The organism is Hydrogenophaga sp., from assembly GCF_026125785.1.
Classification (GTDB): domain Bacteria; phylum Pseudomonadota; class Gammaproteobacteria; order Burkholderiales; family Burkholderiaceae_C; genus Hydrogenophaga.
On record NZ_JAHCKL010000004.1, the window covers coordinates 215,425 to 240,102 of the forward strand.

Consider the following 24,678-nt stretch of genomic DNA (forward strand, 5'->3'; position numbering starts at 1 on the left):
ATGGACGGCACCGCCAACTCCGGACGCCTCTGGCCCTGGCTCGCCCTGGCGGCGCTGGTGCTGCTGGCCGACCAGCTCAGCAAGCAGATCATCCTGGCCACCTACCAGCTCGGCGACAGCACCTACGTCACCGGCTTCTTCAACGTCGTGCGCGTGCACAACACCGGCGCGGCTTTCTCCTTCCTGGCCGGGGCCGGGGGCTGGCAACGCTGGTTCTTCACCGCCGTGGGCGTGGGGGCTGCGGTCTTCATCGTCTGGATGCTGCGCTCACACTCAGGGCAGAAGCTGTTTGGCTTCGCACTCGCCTGCATCCTGGGCGGTGCGCTGGGCAACGTGATCGACCGCCTCTGGCACGGCTACGTGGTGGACTGGCTGGACTTCCACTGGCCATTCCTGGCCGGCATGTTCCCCGGCGGGCACTTTCCGTCGTTCAACCTCGCGGACGTGGGCATCTCCGTTGGCGCGGCGGCGTTGATCCTGGACGAGATCCTGCGCGTGCGCCGCAACCGCCGCTGAAACCCTGGCGGACCCCGTGGGTCCGCGAGGCCTGCGAGGCCCACGCGCCGCGCGTATAGTTTCGAGGCTCATGAAGCATCTTCTGGATCTCCTGGCCGCCGTGGCCTTGCTGGTGTGGGGCACGCATCTGGTGCGAACCGGCGTGCTGCGCGTCTTCGGCAGCAACCTGCGCCAGATCCTGGCCACCAGCACGGGCAACCGGTTCGCCGCCGCCCTCTCGGGCCTGGGCGTGACCGCCCTGGTGCAGTCCAGCACCGCCACCGCGCTGATCACGGGCTCGTTCGTCGGCCGCGGCCTGATCGCCCTGCCGGCAGCCCTCGCGGTGATGCTGGGGGCGGACATAGGCACCAGCTTGATGGCGGTGGTCTTCCATTTCGACCTCTCCTGGCTCTCACCGCTGTTCATCTTCATCGGTGTCACGCTCTTCATCTCGCGCCAGGGCACGCAGGTGGGCGATGTCGGCCGCGTGCTGATCGGCCTGGGGTTGATGCTGCTGGCGCTGCGCCTGGTCTCGGTGTCCACCAGTGTGCTGACGCAGAACCCCGCGGTGCAATTCATGCTGGAGTCGCTCGGCAGCGATCTGCTGCTGGAAATCCTGGTGGGCGCCACGCTGGCGGTGCTGTCCTACTCAAGCCTGGCGGTGGTGCTGTTGTCGGCCACGCTGGCGCTGCAGGTGGTGGGGCTGGACGTGGCGCTGGGTCTGGTGCTCGGCGCCAACCTGGGCAGCGGCATGCTCGCGGTCATCACCACCGCGCGCTCGGGCCTGGCCACGCGGCAGGTGCCACTGGGCAACCTGCTGTTCAAGTTGCTGGGCGTGCTCGTCGCGCCGCTGCTGATCCCGTTCTGGCTGCGGCTGGTGCAGCCCCTCATACAGGACCCGGCCACGCTCACGGTGCTGTTCCACCTGAGCTTCAACCTGATGGTGGGCCTGGTGTTCATCGGCCTGACCCGCCCCGTGGCGGCGCTGGTGAACCGCCTCCTGCCGTTGCAGCCGGGTGGCGGCCCGCTGGACCGGCCCAACCACCTCGACCCCTCCGCGCTGGCCACGCCTTCTCTGGCCATCTCCTGCGCGGCGCGCGAGGCCATGCACCAGGCCGACGTGGTGGAGACCATGCTGCGTGGCGTGGTCACGGTGATCCGCAACAACGACGCCAAGCTCTCGCAGGACCTGCGCAAGCTCGACGACACGGTCGACGGCCTGTACTCGTCGATCAAGTACTACCTCACCAAGATCTCGCGCCAGCAGCTCAGCGAAGAAGAGAGCCGGCGCTGGACGGACATCATCAGCTTCACCATCAACATGGAGCAGATCGGCGACACCGTCGAGCGCGTGCTGCTGGACATCGAGGACAAGAAGATCCGCAAAGGCCGGGATTTTTCCGAGGCCGGCATGGCCGAGATCACCGAGCTGCACACACGCCTGATCGACAACCTGCGCCTGGGCATGAGCGTCTTCCTCAACGGCAACGTGCGCGACGCTCAGCGGCTTCTGGAGGAAAAGGTGCGGTTCCGGGACATGGAGCGCGAGTACGCGGCCACCCACCTGGACCGTCTTTCGGACAAGAGTCCGCAGAGCATAGACACGAGCGCGCTGCACCTGGACCTGATCAGCGACCTCAAGCGGATCAACTCGCACATCTGCTCCATCGCCTACCCCATCCTGGACTCCGCCGGCGTGCTGGCGCCCAGCCGGCTGCGTGCCCAGGCCGCAGGTCCGGTGGCGGGCGGCGATCACCCCTGAGCGGGACCGCGGCACAGCCCCTGTGCTACCCTGGCGGGCCGTCCCGAGGGACGCGCCAAGCCACAGGAGACCACCATGCCCGGACTGCTGCCCCACGTCGATCCCGACGGCCTGCTCGAATTCTCGGTCGTCTACACCGACCGCGCACTCAACCACATGTCGCGCCGCTTTCAAGGCGTGATGACCGACATCTCCACCATGCTCAAGCGCGTCTACGGCGCGCGCTCGGCCGTGCTGGTACCCGGCAGCGGCACTTTCGGCATGGAGTCGGTGGCGCGCCAGTTCGCCCACGGCAAGCACGTGCTGGTGATCCGCAACGGCTGGTTCAGCTACCGCTGGACGCAGATCTTCGACATGGGCGCCATACCCTCCAGCCACACCGTCATGAAGGCGCGCCGCGCGGGCACATCCGCCCAGGCCCCATGGACGCCCGCTCCCATCGCGGAGGTGGTGGAAACCATCGCCCGTGAAAAACCTGCGCTGGTGTTCGCGCCGCACGTGGAGACCGCTGCCGGCATGATGCTGCCTGACGACTACCTGCGTGCCGTGGCCGATGCCGTGCATGCGGTCGGCGGACTCTTCGTGCTGGACTGCATCGCATCCGGCGCCATGTGGGTGGACATGCAGGCCACCGGTGTGGACATTCTCATCAGCGCACCGCAGAAGGGCTGGAGCAGCTCGCCGTGCTGCGCCATGGTCATGCTCAGCGAACGCGCCCGCGCCGCCATCGACGCCACCCAGAGCACCACCTTCGCCATGGACCTGAAGAAGTGGCTGCAGATCATGGAGACCTACGAAGGTGGCGGCCATGCCTACCACAGCACCCTGCCCACCGATGCCCTGCAGCGGCTGCGCGACACCATGAAGGAAACCGAGGCCTATGGCTTCGAACGGGTGCGCCAGGAGCAGATCGCCCTGGGAGGCCAGGTCCGCGCGCTGCTGGAACGCCACGGTTTTCCCAGCGTGGCCGCCAAAGGCTTCCAGGCCCCGGGTGTGGTGGTGAGCTACACCACGGATGCGGACATCCAGTCCAGCAAGAAGTTTCTCGCCGCCGGCTTGCAGACGGCCGCCGGCGTGCCGCTGCAGTGCGACGAGGGTGCGGACTTCAAGACCTTCCGCATCGGGCTGTTCGGGCTGGACAAGTGGCACGACGTGCCCGGCACGCTGCGGCACCTGGAGCGCGCACTGGCCGAGGTCGCGCCCGGGGTGGCACAGCCAGCCTGAACGCCGTAGGCCTCAGGCCAGGCCCAGCGCCTTGCGCTCCCGGAACACGAAGTCTTCCTGGTTGCGCTGCCCGGACTCCCAGCCCGGCACCGGCTTGGGCGCGTCGGGCGGCACCGGCACCACCTGCTTCCAGTCGGCCACCAGGGTGCGTTTGAGAATGCGCCACTCGCCGTTGCGCCGCTCGAAGCGGTCCACGTAGCGCGAGCTGGTCAGCAGGTCCATGGCGCCGTCGGGCGCTTTGCCTCCCGCGAGCTGGGCCAGCGCCTGCGCGGCCTCTTTCGGGTACCGCTGCGTGGTGCGCACATAGCTCTCGACCAGCGCCAGATCGGGGCCGGCGAATTCGATCAGCATGTTGCTCACGGCGTGCATGGAGAACGGGATGTCACGGTGCCGGTTGCGGATCCAGTCCATCAGGCCGTCCACGCCGCCGTTGTAGGCGCCGTGGATGTCCACCGCATCCGGGTGGAACGCGGTCTTCATCAGCTCGAAGTCCAGCCGGTCCACGCTGCGGCACCAGCGGTACATGCAGTCCTGGATCTGCATCCGGTCCGCGATGCGTTCAGGTGAGTAATCGTTGTTCATTGAGAAGCTTCTTGGTCCATGCGTGCGCCCATGGGGCGCGAGAAGTGGCTCACTCCGGTTGCAGGTTGGCCTGCTGCATCACCTTCGTCCAGATCGTCTGGTCGTTGGCCCACATGTCGGCAAACGCCTTCGCTGGGCTGGGCTTGGGCGTCATTCCCAGGCCGGCCAGCTTGGTCTGCAAGGCTGGTTCGGACACGGCCTGGTTCACCGCGCCATTGAGGCGTGCCAGCACGTCGGCCGGTGTACCGGCCGGTGCGGCCAGGCCAAACCAGGCCAGCACGTTGAAACCCGGCAGCGTTTCCGCGATGGCGGGGATATTGGGCAGCAGCGGGCTGCGCTGCGGAGAGGTCACGCCCAGCATCTTCAGGCGACCGGTGGCCACCAGCCCGTTGATGGCGTCGGATGGCGTGGTGATGACCATCTTCACCTCGCCGGTCAGCGCGGCATTGGTGGCCTGAGACGAGCCCTGGTAGGGCACGTAGACCATCTCCAGGCCGGCCATCTGGTTGAACAGTTCGTTGGTGAGGTGGCCCAGCGAGCCGCGACCGGCCGAGGCGTATTCCAGACCGCGCGGGCGTGCCTTGGCGTAGGCGATCAGTTCGGCCACGTTGTTGGCGGGGATGACCGGGTTGGTGAGCAGCACCATGGGCGTGGTGGCGACCAGGGCCACCGAGGCGAAGTCCTTGATCGGGTCGTAGCCGGCGTTCTTGCGCATGAGCGCGGTGGTCACCGTGGAGTTGCCGACCTGCAGCAGCGTATGGCCGTCGGGTGCGGCGTTCTTGACGTACTGGGTCCCCACGGTACCGCCCGCGCCCAGGCGGTTCTCCACCACGATGGGCTGGCCCAGGAGCCGCTGCAGCGGCTCCTGGAGGTTGCGGCAAAGCACGTCACCGGTGCCGCCTGCGGCGAAGGGCACGACCAGATGGACCTGCTTGCTGGGAAAGCCCTGCCCCCAGGCGGCACCCAGAGGCAGGGTCGAAAGGGCGGATGCGCCCAGCAGATGGCGTCGGGAAATCATGCTTGTCTCCTGTGTTTGACTTGAGCTTCAAAGTGGGCCGGCGCTGCCGCCGACTGGTCGGAATGCGGGAAAGGACAGCGCCTGGCCGTCCTCCTCCCAGGTGATCTCCACCGCCTGGCCGATGGCCAGTTGTTCGCAAGGCGCGAGCACACGCGCCAGCATGCGCGGCCCCTCCTCCAGTTGCACCAGCGCCAGCGCGTACGGCACCCGCTCGGCCAGCGCGGGCGGTGCCACGCGGCTTTGGGTGAGCGCCAGAATGCTGCCGCGCCCGCTGGCCTGGCGCCATTGCACGCCGGCCTCGCTGTAGAGGCTCAGCGGGCGGGGGTAGAACTGTGCGCGGCCGCTCGCGGCGTCCACTTGCAGCATCAGGCGGCGCTCGCGCACGCCTTGCCAGAACGGTTCGGCCACGTCGCTGGTGTCGATGTGCTGCGGGTTCAAGATCCACGCTCCAGCAGCATCACGCTGCTCGTGCCCCAGTTGCGGGCGTAGGGAATCACGCCAATGCCGCTGAGCATGGCGTTGCCGTGGCGCTTCACCTGGCGCGCGCCGGCCTCGCCGAACATCTGGCGCAGGCATTCCACCAGGTTCACGCCGCCACCGGCCAGGCCGGGCTGGCCGGCGGATATCTGGCCGCCTCCGGTGTTCAGTGGCAGTTCGCCGTCGTAGGCCATGTCGTGCGAGAGCACGAAGTCGCCGCCCTCGCCCGGCCCGCAGAAACCGGTCTGCTCCAGTTGCAGGATGAGCGCGATGAGAAAGTCGTCGTACCAGTGCAGCATGTGCACGTCGCGCGGCGTCATGCCGGCGGCCTTGAAAGCACGTGGGCCGACCTCGTTGAAGCCGCTGCGCAAGAGGTCCGCGCCCTGCTCTTCCCGGGGGTCGAAGTTGATGCGCTCGGCATACGCGATGGGGTGCACCATGTGCTCGAAGCCCAGTTCACGTGCCTTGCGCGTGGACATCACCAGCACCGCGCTGGCGCCGTCGCAGCGCATCACGCAGTCCAGGATGCGCAGCGGGTCGGAGACGATCTTCGATTCCAGGTAGTCGCGTTCGGTCAGCGGTTTGCGCAGCACTTCGCAGGCGTTGTCGTTGAGCAGCGCGCCACGCCGCTGCGTCACGGCCAGCCGCGCCAGAGCCTCGTGCGGCAGGCCATGGCGCTGGTCGTACACCGAACTCAGCAGCGCGAACGCGCTCAGCGGCCCCGCGTAACCGGCGGGATCGCAGAACTCGGTGCGATGGCCCGACTGCACGGTGCGGTCCTGGGTGGACACGGCGTCGGCCGCCAGGCAGAGCACGATCTCGCACTGCCCGGCCTCGATGGCCATGCCCGCGCGAATGAGGTTGCCCCCCGAGGAAGCACCGCCGATGTCGGTGGACTGGCACCAGGACACCGACAGGCCCAGGCCTTCGGCCAGCAGGTTGCTGTAGAAAGGATTGCCCGCTTCCGACATCGCCAGCGTGGTGGCGAAGCCGTCGATCTGGTGGCGTTCGATGCCGGTTTTCGCCAGCAGCGCGGCCACCGCCTCACCGGCCAGCGAGAGCGCGCTGCGGCCGCTGTGGCGCACCAGCTTGGTCTCGGCGTACCCGACGATGGCCAGCTCGCGCCGCTGCAGGAAGTTCATCGCCGGAACCTCAGTCGTTGACCCAGGTCACCACCTCGTCCAGGCCTGCACGGCTGGTGCGGTAGCTGTTGGCCGGGTGGCTGGTGTCCTCGTAGCCGAAGGAGATGCCGCAGACCACCTTGCGCGCGGGGTCTATGCCCAGCAGCGACTTGGCCAGTGCGCTGTGCGAGGCCAGCGCGGCCTGTGGAATGGCGGCGACGCCATGCGCCTGCATGGCCAGCAGCAGCACCTGCACGTAGCCACCCACGTCGACGGCACCGTACACATCCAGCCCCGGATCGCTGGTCAGGATGGCCACGTGCGGCGCACCGAACAGGCGGAAGTTCTCCAAGGCTTGGCGAGCGCCACCGGCCTTGTCACCGCGCTCCACGCCCACCGCGTTGTAAAGCTGGAAGCCGCATTCGCGGCGGCGAGCGAGATAAGGCCCGGTGTATTCCTTGGGAAAGGGGAAGTCGGCACCGCGTTGCGTGCCGTCGCGCGCGGCGTTGTACATCGCTTCGCGGAAACGCTCCACCGCCGCGCCTGAGGCAATGGCGACCTGCCAGGCCTGTGAATTGCACCAGGACGAGGCTTTCTGCGCCATCGCCAGAAAGCTCTTCTGCACGGCCACATCCACGGCCTGCGGGAGGAAGGCGCGGCAACTGTGCCGTTCGGACAGGAGCTTGTCGAGCGCGGCGGCTTCGCCAGTGGCGGAGGGGTTCATGCGATCCATGCGAAGGTGGGTCTCTTGATGTCTAATGGTTAGACCAATATAATGCACCCTCCAATCTCTGTCAATCTGCACCTGCCGCCGTACGGGGCCATCGAAAGGCACAGCCATGATCGTCGAAGAACGCTGCTACCTGCTGCGCATGCCCTGGGGACCGCAGGAGTACCTGGCGCTCTATGAGGCAGAAGGCCTGGCGGTGCAGCGCGACACGCTGGGCCGCCTGCTGGGTTACTTCCACACCGAAGTCGGCGGCCTCAACAGCATGGTCCACCTGTGGGGCTACGACAGCTTCGAGGACCGCATGCGCCGCCGCGCGGCACTGGCGGCGGACCCTCGCTGGCAGAGCTACCTGACGCGCATCCGGCCCATGATCGAGTCGATGAGCAACCGCCTGCTGGTGCCGACATCGTTTTCCCCCATTCGGTAACGGCCCGGCCGTTCCCGATCCTTCATCACCACCCACACTGGAGACACGCATGACACGACAAGACCCCAAGACCACACCGAACCGCCGCATGGTGCTGGCCGCGGGCCTGGGCGCCGCCGCGCTGGGCATGGCCCCCGCGCTGCGCGCGCAGGAGGTGTTCCCCAACAAACCCATCCGCATCCTGGTGGGCGCGGGAGCCGGCGGCTCGACCGACATCACTGCGCGCCTGGTGGGCACGGAACTGGCCAAGGTGCTTGGGCAGCCGGTGGTGATCGAGAACCGCCCCGGGGCCTCGGGCACGATCTCGGTGCAGCAGACTGTGCGCTCGCCGGCCGACGGCCACACGCTGGTGTGGGTGGGCAACAGCGTGATGGCGATCTCGCCCTTCCTGTACAAGGAGCCCGGCTACGACGTGAAGACGCTGATCCCGGTGAGCCTGGCCACGACCTCGTCCTTCGTGCTGATGGCATCGCCCGACTTCAAGGACCTCAAGCAGCTCATCGCCTATGGCAAGGCCAACCCGGGCAAACTGAGCTTCGGCTCCAACGGCGTGAACGGCAGCCTGCACCTGCTGGCCGAGCTGCTCAAGACCGAAGCAGGCTTCGACGCCCTGCACGTGCCGTACAAGGGCGGTGCCGAGTCGGCCAGCGCCGTCATGGGTGGACAGATCAACTTTTTCTTCGATGCCCTGTCCTCCAACCTGGCGCTGGCGCGCTCAGGCAAGCTCAATGCGTTGGCCGTGACCGGTTCGCGCCGCGAGAAGTCCCTGCCGGACACGCCCACCATGGCCGAGCTGGGCCTGCCGTCCATGACCACCGATGTCTTCTTCGGTCTGGTAGCGCCGCCCGGCACGCCGAGCCCTGTGGTCAACAAACTGGCCGATGCCATGAAAACCGTGCTGGCCATGCCGGCGCTGCGCGAAGCCCTCTCGGCCACGGGCAACGAGCCGCAGAGCAGCACGCCGGCGGAGTTCCGCGCCCTGGTGGACAAAGAGGCCGCACGCTTCCAGGCGCTGATCAAGGCCAAGGGCATCCAGCCGCAGTAAGAAGCGACCAGACAGATCGCCAGCCGGCGGGCTGGCAGATCTGCTCAGCGTTCTTCCGGTGGAACCTCGGCGCCGACCTGGGCGCCCCAGCGCATGATGGCGGGTTCACCGCCCCGGCGCAGGCCATGGCAGCTGTTGAGCAGCGCCGGACGCGGACCGTCGTCTCTCGGCGGCAAGCCCTGCAAATGGCGCTGCCGCTCCATGGCGGGCCGTATCGACTGCAGCGCCGTCGTGGCCATGGGGCCGAGCAGTTCGGTCAGGTGGGTGCAGCCCAGCACACCCCGGAAACGCGTCTTCACCGCCTGTGAGAAGCCGGCCTCGATGCGCAGGCCGACGAGTTGTTCATAGGTGGCGTTGATTTCCATGCAGTCCGCGTAGGGTGTCTGGTGCGACACCGCCAGCGCTTCCACGATGGTGAAGCTGTCGTCCAGCGCGATCCGCAGCGACATCAGGTGAATGGGGTCGCCGGACTTGCGCATGACCGCGTTGCCACGCACGAACGCGGGATCCATGTCGTAGGCACGCACATCGGACAGGCGCCCCTCCACTTCCCAAAGTCCGTCCTCGCGCAGCCAACCGGTGCAGGTCACCTGCCGCGTGTGCAGCGGCGCACGCGGCTTGGGAGGCGGCAGTTCGCGCATCAGGCTTCGGCTTCGGCCTTCTTCGCGGCGGGCGCGCGCGCGCCGGAAGGCGCCGCCGCGCTCAGCGCGCCGGCAGCCCGCAGCGCGGCAATGCGCTCATCGCTGTAGCCCAGGGTGCCACGCAACACCTCTTCGGTGTGCTGACCCACCGAAGGCGCGGGCTGTGGATCGACCACGGGCGTGCCGGAGTAACGGATGGGCAGCGCCACGTTCGGCACCCAGCCGATGGTGGGATGCTCGATACGGGTGACCAGCTTGCGCGCGCGCGCCTCGGGCGAACGCAGCGCATCGCCCACGTTGCGCACCTCGCCGCAGGGGATGGAAGCGGCGCGCATGCGCGGTTGCCAGTAAGACCAGGGTTGTTTGGCGAAGATCTCGTCGAGCATCTCGAAGATTTCCTTGCGCTTGCCCATGCGGCCGTTGCGGTCGGCAAGCACGGGATCGTTGGCCAGGTCGGGCCGTTCGATCACCTGCGCCATGAGACGGTGGAAGATTTTGTCGTTGCCGCAGTTGATGTAGAAGGGCTTGTCCGCCGACTGGAACACGCCCGAGGGGCAGGTGTCCGGGCTGGTGTTGCCATGCCGCTGAGGGACCGCGCCGGTGAAGATGTGCTGCAAGGCGGCGTAACCCGTCATGAGCACGGCATCGTCGAACAGCGCGATCTCAATCGACTGGCCTTCGCCGGTGCGGTGGCGCGCCAGCAGGGCGCCCAGGATGGCGTTGCAGGCCATCATGGCGGTGCTGATGTCCACCACGGGCGAGAGGGTCCGGACCCCCTGACGATCACCGTAGCCGTTCATGGAGATGAAACCGCTTTCCGCCTGGGCAATGGGGTCGAAGCCCAGGCGATCGGCGAACTCTCCTTCGCGGCCGTAGGCGGACACCGAGCAGTAGATCAGCTTGGGATTGAGCTTGCGGCAGCTCTCGTAGTCCAGGCCGAAACGTTCCATCACGCCCGTGGAGAAGTTCTCCACCACCACGTCGGCCGTTGCCACCAGCTCGCGCACGATGGCCAGGCCTTCCGGCGACTTCATGTTGATCGCGGCACTGCGCTTGTTGCGGTTGCTCCAGAGGTAGGGAGCCCCCTGGGCCGGCAGTTCGGGGTGCACCGGCGGATAGTGGCGAAACTCGTCTCCCCGGCCCGGCGTTTCCACCTTGATCACGTCCGCCCCCATGTCCGCCATCACCATGGTGGCGAAGGGGCCGGCGATGAAGTGCGTGAAGTCCACCACACGCACGCCCTCCAGCGCCTTGGGCGCATTGGCGGGACGAGGCGTGTACGGAGGGAAGTCGGCTTCCAGGTTGTCAAGCATGTTTATCCTCATACGGCCGTCGCAATTGGGCCTTGCATTCCATTGGTATGACCATTATACTGACAAGATCAACAAGCGGTCAAAGCTTTTCGCTGTTCTGACCGAAATCACCGGCACTGGAGACACATTTGCCCCACAACGACAAGGCCACCAGCGAGCTGGATTACCTGCTCAGCGTCGACGCGATCCGCCAGACCAAGGCGAAGTACTGCCGCTACATCGACACCAAGCAATGGGACCGGCTGGGCTCCATCTTCACGACGGACTGCCGCTTTGAAGGCCTGGGTTCGGCGCCACCGGGAGCCGACGTGGCGGCTTTCGTGCAAGGGGTCTCCAGCCGCCTGGCCAACACGATCTCCGTACACCACTGCCACATGCAGGAAACCGAGATGACCGGGCCGGACAGCGCACGCGTGATCTGGGCCATGGAAGACTTCGTCGAGTGGACCGATGGCGGCACCGTGAAGGAAACCCCGGGCAGCAAGGGTTTCTTTGGTTACGGCCACTACGAGGAAGAGTACCGCCGCGTGAATGGTGAGTGGAAGATTGCGTTCCTTCGCCTGACGCGCCTGCGCCTGGACCCGGTGCCAGCGGACGCGCCCGCGCCGCGCATGGGCCAACGGCAGGCCACGCCCGACTGGCTGGACGTCTGAGCACGCGCCTCGCGCAGGAGAGGTACCGGTGCCCCACGTCTTTCGCCTCCTGCTCACCGGTCTGCTGTGCACCCTGGGCGCGCTGACGCCAGCCTGGGCGACCTACCCCGAGCGCCCGATCACCCTGGTCGTGCCCTACCCCCCTGGCAGCATGGGCACGGCCTTCGGCAACCTGGTGAGCGAGACCATCGCGCCGGCCCTGGGTCAGCGCATGGTGGTGGAATACAAGCCAGGGGCCAACGGCACGCTGGGCGCGGCCTATGTGGCCAAGACACCGGCGGACGGCTACACGCTGCTGATGGCAGTGAACAGCACCATGACCATCAACCCCAGTCTGTACGGCCAGTTGCCGTTCGACCCGCTGAAGGATTTCGCCCCGATCTCCATGGTGTTCACCTCGGCCAACCTGCTGGTCGTCAACGCGAGCAGCCCGGTGAAGACGGTGCAGCAACTGATCGAGCTGGCGCGCAAGCGGCCAGGCAAGGTGTTCTACGGTTCGGCGGGCAACGGCTCGACCACCCACCTCTCGGGCGAGATGTTCCGCCAGATCTCGGGCGCGCCCCTGGCGCACGTGCCCTACCGCGGCAGCGGCCCCGCCATCAGCGACCTGCTGGGTGGCCAGCTCGACTTCATATTCGTGGACACCTCGGCGCTCGCCCACGTGGCGGCGGGACGCCTGCGCGCTCTGGCCGTGACCGGCAAGACCCGACTGGCCGCCGCACCCGAGGTGCCCACCATGGAGGAAGCCGGCATCAAGGGCTTCTACGTCGACACCTGGTACAGCCTGGCCGCTCCGGCGGGAACGCCGCCCGAAGTGGTGCAGCGCCTGAGCGCCGAAGTGGCCAGGATGGTCGCATCGCCCACGGTACGCGAACGCATGCGCCACATGGGCACCGATCCCGCCGTGGACACCCGCCCGGCACACCTGGGCGAAGTCATGCGCGCGGACACCGCACGCTGGAAAAAATTTCTCGATGGCACCCGCATCCGGCTCGACTGACACCAGACACCTTACCGACCCTTGTACCTTCCCATGAAGTTCCTCACCTACACACACGCCGGAGAAAACCACCTGGGCGCCGCCACCGAGGCGGGCACCATCGTCAACCTGGGCGCGCTGCTGCGCCAGGCCCTTGGGGCGCAAGCGCCCATCCCCAGCGACGTGGCCGGCCTCATCGAGGCCGGTCCGGCGCTGCTGGAGCCAGCCCGGCGCTGCCTGGAGGATGTGGCCAGCCACGCGGCCCACCGGGCACCGGCCGATGCGCGCGTGATCGCTCCCATCCCGCGCCCGCACAAGAACGTCTTCTGCGTCGGCCGCAACTACCGCCTGCACATCATCGAGGGCAACCTCGCGGCCAAGCGCGACCCCAACGATTTCCCCAAGGCGGCCGAGTTCTTCTCCAAACCGTGGACCACCGTGATCGGCACCGGCGAAGCCATCCGCCGGCACGCAAAGCACACCCGTCTGCTGGACTACGAGATCGAACTGGGCATCGTGATCGGCAAAGGCGGCACGGACATCCCGCGCGAGACCGCACTGGACCACGTGTTCGGCTACACCATCATCAACGACGTCACGGCCCGCGACCTGCAGAAGCGCCATGGCCAGTGGTTCAAGGGCAAGGGCCTGGACACCACCTGCCCCATGGGGCCCTGGGTGGTGCACCGCAGCGCGGTGCCCGACGCACAGGCACTGAACATGGAACTCGACGTCAACGGCGAGGTGCGCCAGCGCGCGAACACACAGGACATGCTGTTCGACGTGCCCGCCATCATCGAACAGCTCTCCGCCGGCCTCACCCTGCACCCCGGTGACGTGATCGCCACAGGCACGCCCTCCGGTGTGGGCTTCGCCATGACACCCATGCGCTGCCTCGAACCCGGCGACGTGGTGCGAGCCCGCATCGATGGCCTGGGCGAGCTGGTCAACCACGTCGTGGACTGAGCAACCGTTCACCTCGCCCCTGAACGCTTTACCCGTCTTACTCCCCCATCCCCCACCGGCGCCATCCGGCGTCCCCATCTCGAAGGAGCCTCCCCATGAACGACCCACGCAACATCACTCGCCGCGCAGCCGCCCTGCGCCTGGCCGCCATGGCCGGCGGCGCCGCCGGCATCGGCGCCTTCCCCTCCATCGTCAGCGCCCAGGCCAACTGGCCCGAGCGCCCGATCACGCTGATCGCCCCGTTCGGCGGCGCGGTGGACTTCCTGGCGCGCCAGATCGCCTTGCACATGGCCAAGACGCTCAATGGCAGCATGATCGTCGACGTCAAGCTGGGTGGTTCGGGCACCATCGGCCTGTCCGCGGTGGCGCGCGCCCAACCCGACGGCTACACCATCGGCATGGGCACCAGCACGGCCATGACCTCGGCGCCCCACCTGATCAAGAACCCGGGCTACGACGTGACCAAGTCCTTCACCTACCTGGGCCTGATCCAGACCACGCGCCAGGTGCTGGTGGTCTCGCCGGCCATGGGCGTGAACACCGTGGCCGAGTTCATCGCACTGGCCAAGTCCAAGCCCGGCAAGCTGAACTTCGGGTCGTCCGGCATCGGCAACAGCATCCACCTGGCCGCCGAGCAGTTCAACGCGGACGTCGGCATCCAGGCGGTGCACGTGCCCTACAAGACCGGTCCGGAGACGGACGCGGCCATCATGGCGGGCGACGTGCACTACGCCTGGCAATCGGTGCCCAGCTCGATCGCGCTCATCAACAGCGGCCGCATCAAGGCGCTGGCAGTCACCGGCGACACCCGCGATGCCGCGCTGCCCAACGTGCCCTCGATCAAGGAAGCCGGCATCAACACCACGCTGCCCGACCAGCTCTTTGGCATGGTCGCCCCGGCGAACCTGCCGCCGGCGGTGCTGGCCAAGCTGAACCAAGCGGTGCAGACCATGACGGCAGACCCCGAGTTCCAGGCCATCGTGCGCAAGGGCGGCGGCACACCTTCCCAAGTGGGCGGCGAAGACTTCGCCAAGATCGTCCAGCGCGACAGCAAGCTCTGGGGCGACCTGATCAAGCGCCTGGGCATCACGCCGAACTGAAGAGGCTCCCCCCTGCGCCGCTGCGCGGCTTCCCCCCTCCGTGGCGCGCCTTCGGCGCTTCGAGGGGGGACGGCACCTTGGGCCGGCGGAGCCGGACCCTTGCCGCCTCTGGATCGCGTCGTCTCCCTCAACAACCCAACACCATGAGCAACACGAACCTCACCCCCCATGACGCGCGCCTGCGCGTGGCCGTCGACATCGGCGGCACCTTCACCGACATGGCCGCCTTCGACGAAGTCACCGGCCAGCTGCTGTTCGGCAAGGCCTTGTCCACCCACGGCCAGCTGGTCGACGGCATCCAGGCCACGCTGGACAGCGCCGACATCGATCTGCGCGACGGCCACCTGTTTCTGCACGGCTCCACCATCGCCATCAACACCCTGCTGGAGCGCAACGGCGCCAAGACCGCGCTGCTGATCACCGAGGGCTTTCGCGATATCTATGAGATCGGCCGCGTCAACCGGCCCGATGCCTACAACCTCTTCTTCAACAAGCACGAGCCGCTGGTCAAGCGATCGCTGCGCTACGAGGTGGCCGAGCGCCTGCGCGCCGACGGCAGCACGCACAAGGCGCTGGACGAGGCCGCCGTGCGCGAGCTGGCGCGCGAACTCGGCGGCAAGAACATCGAGGCCGTGGCCGTGCTGCTGCTGCACTCCTACCGCAACCCGGCGCACGAACAGCGCGTGAAACAGATCCTGCAGGAAGAACTGCCCGGTGCCTTTGTCTGCGCCTCGCACGAACTCAGCCAGGAATACCGCGAGTTCGAGCGCGTCTCCACCGCCGTGGCCAACGCCTACGTGGGCCCGCGCGTCTCGGCCTACCTGGGCCAGCTCGAAGAGCACCTGAGCCACAAGGGCTTCGAGGGCGACTTCTACGTGGTGCAGTCCACCGGCGGCCTGTTCCCCAGCGAACACGCACGGCGCGACTGCGTGCGCATGCTCGAATCCGGCCCTGCGGCCGGCGTGATCGGCGCGCAGGCCATCTGCGCCCAGCTCGGCATGGGCGACGCCATCGCCTTCGACATGGGCGGCACCACCGCCAAGGCCGGCGTCATCAGCGAAGGCCGGCCGCTGACCACCGGCAGCGCGCTCATCGGCGGCTACGAGCGCGCCCTGCCGATCCAGATCCCCATGATGGACATCCACGAAGTCGGCACCGGCGGCGGCTCCATCGCCCGCGTGGAAACCGGCAACGCCCTGCGCGTGGGCCCGCAGAGCGCGGGCTCCATCCCCGGCCCCGTGGCCTACGGCCGCGGCGGCACCGAACCCACCGTGACCGACGCCAACCTCGTGCTCGGCCGCCTCGACGCCGACCACTTCCTCGGCGGCGAGCTCAAGCTCGATCTCGCCGGCACGCAGCGCCAGATGGAAGAGCGCGTGGCCAAGCCCCTGGGGCTGGACGCCACCGCCGCCGCCGACGGCATCCTGCGCATCGCGGTCACGCAGATGTCGCACGCCGTGAAGGCCGTCACCACCGAGCGCGGCCTGGACGCGGGCAGCTTCACCATGGTGGTCTACGGCGGCGCCGGCCCGCTGCACGCCTCGGCCATCGCGCGCGAGATCGGCATCCGCAAGGTGCTCATCCCGTACGCGCCGGGCTATTTCTCGGCCTACGGCATGCTGTTCTCCGACCTGCGCTACGACTACGTGCGCTCGGTGTTCCGCAAGCTCAACGACGTCTCCTTCGACGAGATCGAGGCGCTCTACAAAGGCATGGAAGACGAAGGCCGTGCCGCGCTCGCCGCCTCGGGCATCACGCCCGACGGCATCGTCATCGAGCGCGCGGCCGACATGCGCTACGTCGGCCAGGAACACGCCGTCACGGTCGACCTGCCCGGCGCCTTCTTCGTCGACAAGGACCGCTCGGCCATCAAGAACCACTTCGACCAGGTGCACAAGGTGCGCTACGGCACCTCCGCGCCCAAGGAGGCGGCCGACCTCGTGAGCCTGCGCGTGACCGTGCTCGGCACCATGAAGAAGCCGCCGCGCCACCACGTGGACGAAGGCGCGGCGCAGCCCGAAGCCGCCGCCCTGCGCGGCACCAAGCCGGTGTACTTCCGCGCCGGTGGCTGGGCCGACACGCCGGTCTACAAGCGCGACGCGCTGCGCGCCGGCAACGTCATCGCCGGCCCGGCCCTGATCGAAGAACACGCCTCCACCACCGTGGTCCAGCCCGGCGACGAACTGCGCGTCGACGGCCTGGGCAACCTGCAAATCGCCATCGGGAGCGACCGCTCATGAACGCACGAGACCTGCCCACCACGACGGTCGACCCCGTCACCGTCGAAATCATCCGCAACGGCCTCTTTGCCGTGACGGAGGAGATGAAGACCAACCTCACCCGCACCGCCTACAACCTCATCATCTATGAGGCGCTGGACTTCACGGTCGGCCTGTTCACGAAAGAGGGCGACACCGTCTCCATCGGCCTGGGCCTGCCCATGTTCATCCGCGGCATGGCCGAGACGGTGAAGGCCAAGATCAAGCACTTCGGCGTGGAGAACATCAAGCCCGGCGACATCCTCGTCACCAACGACGCCTACACCACCGGCAGCCACCTCAACCACTTCACCTTCACCATGCCGGTGTTCCACGAAGGCCAGCTCGAAGGCTTCACCTGCTGCATGGCGCACTGGCTCGACGTGGGCGGCACCCTGGGCAACGTGACCACCGACATCTTCAGCGAAGGCATCCAGATCCCGATCGTGAAGTACCAGCGCGAAGGCGTGGTCAACCAGGACCTGATCGACATCATCGCCATGAACGTGCGCATGCCCGAGCGCGCGCTGGGCGACCTGCGCGCGCAGATCACCGCCATCACCACCGGCGAGCGCCGCTACGTGGAGCTGCTGCAGCGCTACGGCGCCGACGCGGTCAACGGCTCGATCCGCCAGATCATGGACTCCAGCGAAGCCGTGGCGCGCAAGAACACGCTCTCCATCCCCGACGGCGTGTACGAAGCCGAGTCCTACATGGACGACGACGGCCTGGAGATCGGCAAGCGCATCCCCATCCGCGTGAAGGTCACCGTGCAGGGCGACGAGATGACGGTGGACCTCTCCGACGTGAGCAAGCAGGTGCGCGGCTTCTACAACTCGGGCTTCACCACCGGCATCGCCTGCGCGCAGGTGGCCTACAAGTGCCTCACCACGCCCACCGATTATCCCGTGAACGACGGCAGCTTCCGCTCGCTCAAGGTCATCATGCCCATGGGCACCGTCATCAGCGCCGAGCGCCCCTACCCGATGCGCGTGTGGATGACCTTCCCCATGACGGTGATCGACACCATCTTCAAGGCGCTCGCGCCCGCCATTCCCGACCGCGCCATCGCCGGCCACCACGCCGACCTGGTGTTCCCCAACATCCACGGCATCTCGCCCGAAGACGGCCGCCTGTTCATCGTCGGCATCGGCCCGCTGGGCGGCGGCTGGGGTGCCAAGAGCACCGAAGACGGCGTGTCCGTCACCGTCTGCATCAACGACGGCGACACCCACAACAGCCCGACCGAGCAGCTCGAAGCCAAGTACCCCGTGCTGGTCGAGAAATACGAGATCCGCCAGGACAGCGCGGGCGCCGGCAAGTACCGCGGCGGCCTGGGGGCCGAGATGGTGGTGCAGGCGCTCTCGCCCTTCACCGTCACCACCCGCATCGACCGCGTGCACTGCAAACCCTGGGGCCTGGAAGGCGGCGGCGACGCCATGGGCAACGGCCTGGCCGTGCGCCACAAGGGCGAGTGGAAGAGCGACCACCTCAACGCCAAGATCTTCAACGTGCGCCTGGAACGCGGCGACGCCTACAAGATGCTCTCGGGTGGCGGCGGGGGCTTTGGAAGCCCGCTGGAGCGCGAGGCCGAGAAGGTGGCCGAAGACGTGCGCGAAGGCTACGTGAGCGCCGAGGTGGCGCGCGAGGTCTACCGCGTGGCGCTGGACGACCAGCAGCAACTCGACGCCGCCGCCACGCTCAAGCTGCGCGCCGCTGCCGCCGCGCAGGCCTGAGATGGACGCCGCCACCGTGGCAGCCGCCGACCCACGCGCCGCCCACCTGCTCGGCCTGTGGAGCCGCCTGAGCGCCCAGCACGTCACGCTGGGCTCGGGTTGCGGCTGCGGCGTGGGCGGGGTCAGCGTCTCGCTGCAGGACTTCGAGCTCGACATCGCCGACTACCTCTGGGCCGAAAGCGAGCGCCTGGGCGTGCACAGCGTGGAAGCCTTCCTGCTGCAGCCCGGGCCGATCCATGAACAGCCCCAGCCGGTGATGAACCTGCTCACGCGCCTGGAGGCGGGCGAGGCCGACGAGGCCGACGCCGACTGGCTGCTCACGCGGCTGGCGCGCACGCTCGAATCCTTTGCCAAGCTGCACGGCCCGGCGGCCTCCAACGGATAGCCCGGCCATGTTCAACCTCACGCCGCGCCCGAGCCCGGCCAGCGATGCGCCCACGCTGCCCCAGCGGGTGCCCGTCACCGTGCTCACCGGCTTCCTCGGCAGCGGCAAGACCACCTTGCTCAACCGCCTGCTGCGCGAGCCCGACCTGCGCGGCACGGCGGTCATCATCAACGAGTTCGGTGCCGTCGGGCTCGACCACGACCTGGTCGCCCACACCGACGAGCAGATGGTGCTGCTCTCCAACGGCTGCATCTGCTGCACCATCCGCGGCGACCTCGTGGGCGCGCTCGAACGCCTCGCCGCCGACCCCGGCGCCCAGGCCGGCACCCTGCGCCACGTGGTGCTCGAAACCACCGGCCTGGCCGACCCCGCGCCCATCCTGCACACCCTCATGGGCGACCCGCGCGTGGTGCGCAACTGGCGGCTCGCCGGCGTGGCCACCACGGTGGACGCCGTCAACGGCGGCGCCACGCTGGACCGCCAGCCCGAGGCCGTGAAACAGATCGCCGTGGCCGACCGCCTCTTTCTCACCAAGACCGACCTGGCCACCCCCGAAGCCCTTGAAACGCTGCGCCGGCGCCTGCCGCAGATCAACCCCGCCGCGCTCGTCAGCACCGATGCCGACGAAGCCCTGGCCGCGCTGCGCGGCCTGCTCGACGCCTCGCCGCTGAACCCCGTGCTCGACGCCATCGCCGCCAACCGCGCGCTCGGCTTCCAACCCGTGCCCGGTGCGGGGCACGACCCCAACCGGCACGACGACCACATCCGCTCCTACGCCATCGTGCGCGACAAGCCGCTGCCGCGCGAAGGCTTCTTCGCCTGGCTCGACATGGTCGCGCGCATGCGCGGCGACGACCTGCTTCGCGTCAAAGGCCTGGTGCACCTGGACGACTCGCCCGAGCGCCCGCTCGTCATCCACGGCGTGCAACACGTGTTCCACCCACCCGAATGGCTGCCCGAATGGCCCAGCGCCGACCGGCGCACCCGCATCGTCTTCATCACCCGCGACATCGACCCCGAAGCCATCGAGGAAACGCTGCGCATCTTCGAGCGCCGGCGCCCGCGCGCGCCGGCCTCATCTGAGTCACCATCCCAACCACCACCCGCTAGGAGACAACCATGACGGCCAAACACTGGATCACCACCCTGGTGATCGCCGCGAGCAGCATCGCGCTGCTGCCCGCTGCCCACGGGCAGAGCGCGTCCGGCAAATTTCCCGACAACATGATCAAGCTCATCGTGCCCTTCGCGGCCGGTGGTGGCGTGGACGGCGCGGCGCGCCTGCTCGCCAGACAGCTGCAGACCGACCTGGGCGTGACCGTGGTGGTGGACAACCGCGCCGGTGGCAGCGGCACCATCGGTGGCAAGGCCGTGCAGACCGCGCACGCCGACGGCTACACCCTGCTGTTCTCCGCCGCCACACACGTGCTCGCCAGCCACGTGATGGCCACACCGCCCTACGACCCGGTGACCGACTTCACCCCCGTGGCCCGCACCGGCGAGGCGCCGCTGCTCATCGTCATTCCGCCCACCGCGCCGCAGAAGAACCTGCGCGAGGTGATCGACGCGGCCGGCAAATCCGGCAACAACTGGAACGCCGCCATCCCCGCGCTCGGCGCGCCCAGCCACCTGGCCACGTTGCTCCTGGCCAAGCAGGGCAAGGTCAACTTCACCATGACGCCCTACCGAGGCACCGCGCCCGCCGCCACCGACGTGGCCGGCGGCCACGTGCAGGTGCTGGTGGACTCCATCATCTCCCTGCAACCCATGGCCAAGGGCGGGCGCGTGAAACCCATCGCCCAGACCGGCGCCAAGCGCAGCAGCGTCGCCCCCGACGTGCCCACGGCGGCCGAAAGCGGCTACCCGGGCCTGGTGTACGTGTCGTGGTACGGCGTGTGGGCGCCCAAGGGCACGCCAGACGACCGCGTGCAATTCCTCAACAAAGCCATCAACAAGGCCACGGAAGAACTCGCCAAGGCCGGCTCGCTCGCCTCGCTGGGCGTGGAGCCGGTGGTGGAGTCGGTCGACAGCTTCCGCAAATACATCGCGACCGATGTCGCGCAGAGCGCGGGCCTGCTGAAAGAGGCGGGGTTCAAGCCGGAGTGAGGCGGCGCCCTCAGAACACCGAGAGCCCGGTGCGCGCGGCGAACAGCTCCAGCGCCTGCATGCCCAGCAGCGAGTTGCCCGTGGCGTCCAGCGCGGGGGACCACACGCACAGGCTCAGGTGGTCGGGCACCACCGCCACAATGCCACCGCCCACGCCGCTCTTGCAGGGCAGGCCGATGCGAAAGGCGAACTCACCGGCCGCGTCGTAGGTGCCGCAGGTCAGCATCAGCGCGTTGATCCGGCGCGTCTGGCGTTCGGTCAGCAGCGGCTCGCCGCTGAACGGGTGCCGGCCGTCGCGGCACAGGAAACCCGTGGCGCGCGCCAGCTGCAGGCAGCTCATGCGCACCGCGCAGTGGTGGAAATAGGCATCGAGCACGGTGGCGACATCGTTGTCGATCTTGCCGAAGCTCTTCATGAAGTTGCCCAGCGCGATGTTGCGAAAGCCGGTGGCGGCCTCCGATGCCGCCACCTCCTCGTCGAAGTGCACGGGCTCGCCGCACAGGCTCGACACCAGCTCCAGCATGGCCGCCTTCGGATCGCCCTGGCTCACCAGCCGGTCCGTGACGGCGATCGCACCGGCGTTGATGAACGGGTTGCGCGGCGTCCCTTGCTCGGCCTCCAGCTGCACCAGCGAGTTGAAAGGGTTGCCCGAGGGTTCCCGCCCGATGCGCGCCCACAGGCCCTCGCCCATGGCGCGCATGCCCATGGTCAGGGCAAAGAGTTTGGAGATGCTCTGGATCGAGAAGGGCGTGTCGCTGTCGCCGGCCTGCGCCTCCTGGCCGTCGCAGGTGCGCAAGGCGATGCCGAACTGCGCCGCCGGCACGCGCGCCAGCGCAGGGATGTAATCTGCCACCTGCCCTTGCTCGCCCAGCCGGGGCCGCAGGGTGGTGACGATCTCTTCGAGGATGGACTGGAACCGCATCGCGCGATTGTCGGTCAGCGTGCACCGAGCGCGGCCGCCAGGTGGGGCGCCGTCGGGCTCGCGTGGCAGGCCGCCACCGCCTCGGGCGTGCCCGCAGCCACGATGCGCCCGCCCTCGTGGCCCGGGCCCGGGCCCACGTCCAGCACCCAGTCGCAGGCGGCCACCACGCGCATGTCGTGCTCCACCATCACCACCGTGTTGCCGGCGTCCACCAGCGCATTGAGCTGCGCCATCAGCCGGTCCACATCGGCGGCGTGCAGGCCGGTGGTGGGCTCGTCCAGCACATAGAGCGTGTCGCCGCGCTGGGGCCGTTGCAGTTCCGTGGCCAGCTTGATGCGCTGCGCCTCGCCGCCCGAGAGCTCGGTGGCCGGCTGGCCCAGCCGCAGGTAGCCCAGGCCGATGTCCTGCAGCAGCTTCAGCGGCCGGTGGATCGCCGGGACATCGTGGAAAAACGCCACGCCTTCCTCCACCGTCATGGCCAGCACCTCGGCGATGTTCTTGCCGGCATGGGTGATCTGCAAGGTCTTCGCGTTGTAGCGCTGGCCGCCGCAGGTGGCGCACGGCGCGTACACGCTGGGCATGAAAAGCAGCTCCACCTGCACAAAGCCCTCGCCTTCGCAGGTCTCGCATCGGCCGCCCGGCACGTTGAACGAGAAGCGGCCTGCGCCCCATCGCCGCGCCCGCGCCGCCGGCTCCGCCGCGAAGCGCGCCCGCACCGCGTCGAACAGCCCGGTGTAAGTCGCGAGGTTCGAGCGTGGCGTGCGGCCGATCGGCTTCTGATCGACCCGCACCAGGCGGCCAAACGCGTCGGCACCGGCCTCGATCCGGCCGCCGGCCACCACCGCGCCGCCGACCGCGCTGGCCTCGGCGGTCTCGGGGCCGCCCGCGTCGTGCCGGGCCGGCTCGTGGCCCAGGTGGTCGGCCATGAGGTCCACCAGCGCATGGCCCACCAGGCTGGACTTGCCCGAACCCGACACGCCGGTCACGGCGCTCAGCACGCCGATCGGAAAAGCCGCGTCGAGCTGGTGCAGGTTGTTGCAGGTCACGCCGGCCAGCTTCAGCCAGCCCTGCGGTGGGCGCACCGCCCGCCTGCGCGGCTTCGCCGCCGCGAAGAGGTGGCGCGCGGTGTGGGAGCCTTTCACGTGGCGCAGGCCCGCCGGCGGGCCGCTGTAGAGCACGCGCCCGCCGTTCTCGCCCGCTTCGGGCCCCACGTCCACGATCCAGTCCGCGTGCTTCATCACCGCGAGATCGTGCTCCACCACGAAGAGCGAATTGCCCGCGCGCTTGAGCCGGTCCAGCGCCGCCAGCAGCGCCACGCCGTCGGCCGGGTGCAGGCCTGCCGAGGGTTCGTCCAGCACGTAGAGCACGCCAAAAAGGTTGGCGTGGATCTGCGTGGCCAGCCGCACGCGCTGCAGCTCGCCGGACGACAGGGTGGGCGTCTGCCGGTCGAGCGACAGATAGCCCAGGCCGATGTCCTCCAGCGTTTTGACGCGCTCCAGCACGTTCTGGGCGATCCGTTGCGCGGCGATGCGTTTCTCTTGCGAGAGGTGCGGCGTTCGCAGCACGTCCGCAGCGCCCTCGTGGCCCTGGCGCGGGGCACTGGCCCGGCGCCCGCGGCCTGCGGGGGCCGCCGCCAGCCGGCCTGCGGCCGCCGGTTCGAGCACCTGCGCCAGCCGGGCCAGCGGCAGGCGGGCCAGTTCGCCGATGTCCAGGCCGGCGAAGGTCACCGAGAGCGCCTCGGCCTTGAGGCGCTTGCCCTGGCACGAAGGACACACCGTGCCCGACATGAAGCGCGCCACGCGGCGCTTCATCAGCTCGCTGGAAGTCGTCGCGAAAGTCTGCAGCACATACTTGCGCACGCCGGTGAAGGTGCCCTGGTAACTCGGCTCCATCTTGCGGCGCAGCGCGGCGCGCGTCTGGGCCGGGGAGAAGCCGGCATACACCGGCACGGTGGGCTGCTCATCGGTGAACAGAATCCAGTGCCGGTCCTTCTGGGGCAAATCGCGCCATGGCGTGTCCACGTCGTAGCCCAGCGTCACCAGAATGTCGCGCAGGTTCTGCCCGTGCCAGGCGGGCGGCCACGCTGCGATGGCGCGCTCGCGGATGGTCAGCGTGTCGTCCGGCACCATGGCCTTCTCGGTCACGTCGTACACAAACCCCAGCCCCTGGCAGACCGGGCAGGCGCCCTGGGGGGTGTGGGGCGAAAAGTCTTCGGCGAACAGCATGGTCTGCCCGCGCGGATACAGGCCGGCACGCGAGTACAGCATGCGCAGCAGGTTGGAGATCATCGAAACCGAACCCAGCGTGGAGCGCGAGCCGGCCGAGCCCCTGGGCTGCTGCAGCGCCACGGCCGGCGGCAGCCCTTCGATGCTGTCCACATCGGGTGTGCCGACCTGATCGATCAGCCGCCGGGCATACGGCGAGACCGAGTCGAAGTAACGCCGCTGCGCCTCCGCGTAGATGGTGCCGAAGGCCAGCGAGGACTTGCCGGAGCCGGAGATGCCGGTGAAGACGACCAGCGCGTTGCGCGGCGCGTCCACATCCACGTTTTTGAGGTTGTGCTCCCGTGCGCCGCGCACGCTCACGAACTCGAAGGTTTTTTTCACAGGCGCACTTTGTTCAATGCCCGGGGCCGACAGGGCCACCGGTTGCCTTGAAGCTTGGCACGCGCCCAGGCCCGACGGCAGCGGCGCATGGCCCACGTGGCTGTCGGACGCGTCCGACGCGCGCGCCGCTCG

Annotated in this window: 23 protein-coding genes; 14 read left to right on the forward strand and 9 right to left on the reverse strand. The window is 68.4% G+C overall.

What is annotated here, in order from left to right; translation table 11 throughout:
- From lspA to KIT53_RS06700, 3 genes are all read left to right on the forward strand, one after another.
- Positions 1 to 516, forward strand: coding sequence for a signal peptidase II (lspA, locus tag KIT53_RS06690; RefSeq protein WP_297749553.1), 516 nt, complete (start codon positions 1 to 3; stop codon positions 514 to 516).
- A 70-nt stretch (positions 517 to 586) separates the two neighbouring features.
- The gene (locus KIT53_RS06695) at positions 587 to 2,257 is read left to right on the forward strand and encodes a Na/Pi cotransporter family protein (RefSeq protein WP_297749556.1); all 1,671 of its coding nucleotides are present in this window, start codon (positions 587 to 589) and stop codon (positions 2,255 to 2,257) included.
- Positions 2,258 to 2,332: 75 nt separating this feature from the next.
- Positions 2,333 to 3,481 (forward strand): aminotransferase class V-fold PLP-dependent enzyme, encoded by a 1,149-nt coding sequence (locus KIT53_RS06700; RefSeq protein ID WP_297749559.1) that lies wholly within the window; start codon positions 2,333 to 2,335, stop codon positions 3,479 to 3,481.
- A 12-nt stretch (positions 3,482 to 3,493) separates the two neighbouring features.
- Here the strand turns inward: KIT53_RS06700 and KIT53_RS06705 are convergent, their stop codons facing one another.
- The 5 genes from KIT53_RS06705 to KIT53_RS06725 are packed head-to-tail and all read right to left on the reverse strand — an operon-like array spanning position 3,494 to position 7,403.
- Positions 3,494 to 4,063: a nuclear transport factor 2 family protein gene (locus KIT53_RS06705; protein WP_297749562.1), complete on the reverse strand. Its 570-nt coding sequence runs from the start codon at positions 4,061 to 4,063 to the stop codon at positions 3,494 to 3,496.
- 49 nt (positions 4,064 to 4,112) lie between these two features.
- Positions 4,113 to 5,081, reverse strand: a complete 969-nt coding sequence (locus tag KIT53_RS06710) for a tripartite tricarboxylate transporter substrate binding protein (protein ID WP_297749565.1) — start codon at positions 5,079 to 5,081, stop codon at positions 4,113 to 4,115.
- Between the two features lie 27 nt (positions 5,082 to 5,108).
- Positions 5,109 to 5,519 (reverse strand): OB-fold domain-containing protein, encoded by a 411-nt coding sequence (locus KIT53_RS06715; RefSeq protein ID WP_297749568.1) that lies wholly within the window; start codon positions 5,517 to 5,519, stop codon positions 5,109 to 5,111.
- Entirely contained in the window at positions 5,516 to 6,700 is a 1,185-nt protein-coding gene (locus tag KIT53_RS06720) for a thiolase family protein (protein ID WP_297749571.1), read from the reverse strand. Before KIT53_RS06720 ends, KIT53_RS06715 begins: the two co-directional genes overlap by 4 nt.
- Positions 6,701 to 6,710: 10 nt before the next feature.
- Complete coding sequence (locus tag KIT53_RS06725) at positions 6,711 to 7,403, reverse strand: nitroreductase (RefSeq protein WP_297749574.1); 693 nt, start codon at positions 7,401 to 7,403, stop codon at positions 6,711 to 6,713.
- A 115-nt stretch (positions 7,404 to 7,518) separates the two neighbouring features.
- Between KIT53_RS06725 and KIT53_RS06730 the strand changes: the two genes are divergently transcribed.
- Positions 7,519 to 7,836, forward strand: a complete 318-nt coding sequence (locus KIT53_RS06730; RefSeq protein WP_297749578.1) for an NIPSNAP family protein — start codon at positions 7,519 to 7,521, stop codon at positions 7,834 to 7,836.
- A gap of 49 nt (positions 7,837 to 7,885) precedes the next feature.
- Positions 7,886 to 8,881 (forward strand): tripartite tricarboxylate transporter substrate binding protein, encoded by a 996-nt coding sequence (locus KIT53_RS06735; RefSeq protein ID WP_297749581.1) that lies wholly within the window; start codon positions 7,886 to 7,888, stop codon positions 8,879 to 8,881.
- A gap of 44 nt (positions 8,882 to 8,925) precedes the next feature.
- Here KIT53_RS06735 and KIT53_RS06740 read toward each other — a convergent pair whose 3' ends face one another.
- Together KIT53_RS06740 and KIT53_RS06745 are read right to left on the reverse strand one after the other, a co-directional pair.
- The gene (locus KIT53_RS06740) at positions 8,926 to 9,522 is read right to left on the reverse strand and encodes a DUF2889 domain-containing protein (protein WP_297749584.1); all 597 of its coding nucleotides are present in this window, start codon (positions 9,520 to 9,522) and stop codon (positions 8,926 to 8,928) included.
- Positions 9,522 to 10,835 (reverse strand): CoA transferase, encoded by a 1,314-nt coding sequence (locus tag KIT53_RS06745; RefSeq protein ID WP_297749586.1) that lies wholly within the window; start codon positions 10,833 to 10,835, stop codon positions 9,522 to 9,524. Before KIT53_RS06745 ends, KIT53_RS06740 begins: the two co-directional genes overlap by 1 nt.
- Before the next feature lie 128 nt (positions 10,836 to 10,963).
- Here KIT53_RS06745 and KIT53_RS06750 point away from each other — a divergent pair, with 128 nt between their 5' ends.
- From KIT53_RS06750 to KIT53_RS06790, 9 genes are all read left to right on the forward strand, one after another.
- Complete coding sequence (locus KIT53_RS06750) at positions 10,964 to 11,488, forward strand: nuclear transport factor 2 family protein (RefSeq protein ID WP_297749589.1); 525 nt, start codon at positions 10,964 to 10,966, stop codon at positions 11,486 to 11,488.
- A 28-nt stretch (positions 11,489 to 11,516) separates the two neighbouring features.
- Positions 11,517 to 12,488, forward strand: a complete 972-nt coding sequence (locus KIT53_RS06755) for a tripartite tricarboxylate transporter substrate binding protein (RefSeq protein ID WP_297749592.1) — start codon at positions 11,517 to 11,519, stop codon at positions 12,486 to 12,488.
- A gap of 33 nt (positions 12,489 to 12,521) precedes the next feature.
- Positions 12,522 to 13,433 carry a fumarylacetoacetate hydrolase family protein gene (locus KIT53_RS06760; protein WP_297749594.1) on the forward strand — a complete coding sequence of 304 codons (912 nt, stop codon included), beginning with the start codon at positions 12,522 to 12,524 and terminating at the stop codon, positions 13,431 to 13,433.
- A 95-nt stretch (positions 13,434 to 13,528) separates the two neighbouring features.
- Positions 13,529 to 14,533: a tripartite tricarboxylate transporter substrate binding protein gene (locus KIT53_RS06765; protein ID WP_297749597.1), complete on the forward strand. Its 1,005-nt coding sequence runs from the start codon at positions 13,529 to 13,531 to the stop codon at positions 14,531 to 14,533.
- A gap of 143 nt (positions 14,534 to 14,676) precedes the next feature.
- On the forward strand, positions 14,677 to 16,773 hold the full coding sequence (locus KIT53_RS06770; protein WP_297396799.1) for a hydantoinase/oxoprolinase family protein: 2,097 nt from the start codon (positions 14,677 to 14,679) through the stop codon (positions 16,771 to 16,773).
- Complete coding sequence (locus KIT53_RS06775) at positions 16,770 to 18,527, forward strand: hydantoinase B/oxoprolinase family protein (protein ID WP_297396802.1); 1,758 nt, start codon at positions 16,770 to 16,772, stop codon at positions 18,525 to 18,527. Before KIT53_RS06770 ends, KIT53_RS06775 begins: the two co-directional genes overlap by 4 nt.
- A 1-nt stretch (position 18,528) precedes the next feature.
- Complete coding sequence (locus tag KIT53_RS06780; RefSeq protein ID WP_297396804.1) at positions 18,529 to 18,912, forward strand: hypothetical protein; 384 nt, start codon at positions 18,529 to 18,531, stop codon at positions 18,910 to 18,912.
- A gap of 7 nt (positions 18,913 to 18,919) precedes the next feature.
- On the forward strand, positions 18,920 to 20,035 hold the full coding sequence (locus tag KIT53_RS06785; protein ID WP_297396806.1) for a GTP-binding protein: 1,116 nt from the start codon (positions 18,920 to 18,922) through the stop codon (positions 20,033 to 20,035).
- A complete protein-coding gene (locus KIT53_RS06790) occupies positions 20,032 to 21,018 on the forward strand; it encodes a tripartite tricarboxylate transporter substrate binding protein (RefSeq protein ID WP_297396809.1) in 987 nt (328 codons plus the stop codon). The genes KIT53_RS06785 and KIT53_RS06790 overlap by 4 nt, the downstream gene beginning before the upstream one ends.
- A 10-nt stretch (positions 21,019 to 21,028) precedes the next feature.
- Here KIT53_RS06790 and KIT53_RS06795 read toward each other — a convergent pair whose 3' ends face one another.
- The gene (locus tag KIT53_RS06795; RefSeq protein ID WP_297396811.1) at positions 21,029 to 21,940 is read right to left on the reverse strand and encodes a glutaminase; all 912 of its coding nucleotides are present in this window, start codon (positions 21,938 to 21,940) and stop codon (positions 21,029 to 21,031) included.
- A 14-nt stretch (positions 21,941 to 21,954) separates the two neighbouring features.
- Positions 21,955 to 24,546: an excinuclease ABC subunit UvrA gene (locus KIT53_RS06800; protein ID WP_297749603.1), complete on the reverse strand. Its 2,592-nt coding sequence runs from the start codon at positions 24,544 to 24,546 to the stop codon at positions 21,955 to 21,957.
- Positions 24,547 to 24,678: the final 132 nt, after the last annotated feature.